Below are 1,729 nucleotides of genomic sequence, written 5' to 3'. Positions count from 1 at the left end.
CGTCAGGGCAGATCGTGCCAAAAACTATAAAAGTATGAGTGAAAACGAGTATTTCTAAGATAGAAGAACGTTAAGTGTCCTAGACTCAATAATTCGGGTGTTTAACCGGTATGATGATAGGTCTGTAAACCCGAGCTATCTAATTTATAGGTATCTTCTACCCTAATGTTATCTAAGGTTTCCTTCATGAAACTTAGTCACTTAATTGAAATTGACATACCAAAAAGTGCGTACTTTTCAAGTATGTCAATTGAATTTATACTGAGTCAGAAATGATGAAAGGGAGAGATTAAGTTGGAATATCGGATCAAAATTGAGGATTACAGCCTGCGCCTTGGGTCGCGAATTGATATCGAGACTACGACGTTTCGTTCTGTAGACTCTCAAGAGAAATCGCAATGGGAACTCCCTGTTGGAGTGTACCGTGCAAAAGATATCGTCCGTGAAACTAGTGCCTTACTCGAGGCGGTTTGCTTACAGCTTGGGGAATATGCAGCTGGTGAGTCGCTGCTAAGGAATCTCCAATCCAGCTTAGGAGTTTCCGGAAGAGAAGCCGTGCTGCCGTTGGCCTTAATCGCCTCGGGAGCTGAAACGAAACGCCCGTTCCTCGATCAGGCGCAAAAAATCGGAAACACATTGTCAATCTGGGCTCGAGAATATTATTTAGAGAAGTCGGCTTGGCTGATGTACGGAGAAAAAGCCTTACTCCAGCTTGTTCATAGAAGCCAGTGTGACAATCATCGATGGACGCCAGAGGTGGTGAGCATTTTAATGGGGCCAAAGGGTAGCCCCGAAATCATGCAGTTGTTTAATGAGTATCTGCACCAACTTATCCTCCTGAGAGATGCGTTGATGCCTTTTGAGAACTGGGAGGAAGTTCCTATTATGATCGTGGAGGGGGATCAAGCGAAGGGACTTCGTTTTGTCGAGCAGGCGCGGAATCGTTTCCTCACAGAACTGATGGTCAAACAAATGCCGCACAGAGAGGTTGTACGCTTCGCGCAAAGTTTCTTAAGCCCTGAGCTCTCCAGGGTTGGATACGGATTTCAAAACCGTCTCGGGATGGTGCTGCCTGCGGCAATTGGGAAACCGATTACCGCCACAAAAAGCTTACTCTGCTGGCATCCCGCTCATCTATTGCCGTATCAGAAGGCCGGGGGGGCAGACTCCGTTGTCTTCGATTATGCTGAGGGCGATTACTACGCAGCCACCCGCAGTTGGATCGGTTCCCGTACATTAAAGCAAGAGAATAACAATGAAGCGAGTTTCCAAAACGAAATAGATATCGTACCCGAAGCAAATGAACATGGTCGGGTTATATTAAATCTGAGATTGTCGGATGGGACTTACGAGTATCGTGTGGACGTTGGGCAGGCAATGCGAGGACACCGATATATGTATCGTCCTGAGCAAATCCACGTATCCGCAGAAAGTACAGCCTGGCCGGCCCGTTCCGAATGGATCGAACACTCTGCTTCGGATATATTGGGGGTGACAGGACTCGCGGCGTTTGATGAAGATGGCGTTCACTACATTTCGGTTGGAGGCAATCCGCTCATTGTGTGGGCACTGCTTGGCAAACTGTTTCCGCTAAATGTGGTTGTAATCATTGACGAACAAGCCGATGAGGTGGGGGCGCCGCATCTGGCAGGTAGTAAATTAAGAGGGTTAATTCTATTGAATGAAAGCTATTCTCGTCAAGTTGTTACCCGTTAACCCTCTTGTATTG

Annotated in this window: 1 protein-coding gene; it reads left to right on the top strand. The window is 47.0% G+C overall.

Annotation, left to right across the window (positions count from 1 at the left end; translation table 11 throughout):
• Positions 1–294 precede the first annotated feature (294 nt).
• Positions 295–1,716 (top strand): hypothetical protein, encoded by a 1,422-nt coding sequence (locus AB4Z33_RS30905; protein ID WP_442053569.1) that lies wholly within the window; start codon positions 295–297, stop codon positions 1,714–1,716.
• Positions 1,717–1,729 lie beyond the last annotated feature (13 nt).

Origin of the sequence: Paenibacillus sp. 2TAB19, assembly GCF_052115185.1 — a bacterium.
Lineage (GTDB): Bacteria > Bacillota > Bacilli > Paenibacillales > Paenibacillaceae > Pristimantibacillus.
Note: the sequence above shows the minus strand (reverse complement) of the source record. Positions and strands in the feature narration are given on the sequence as shown.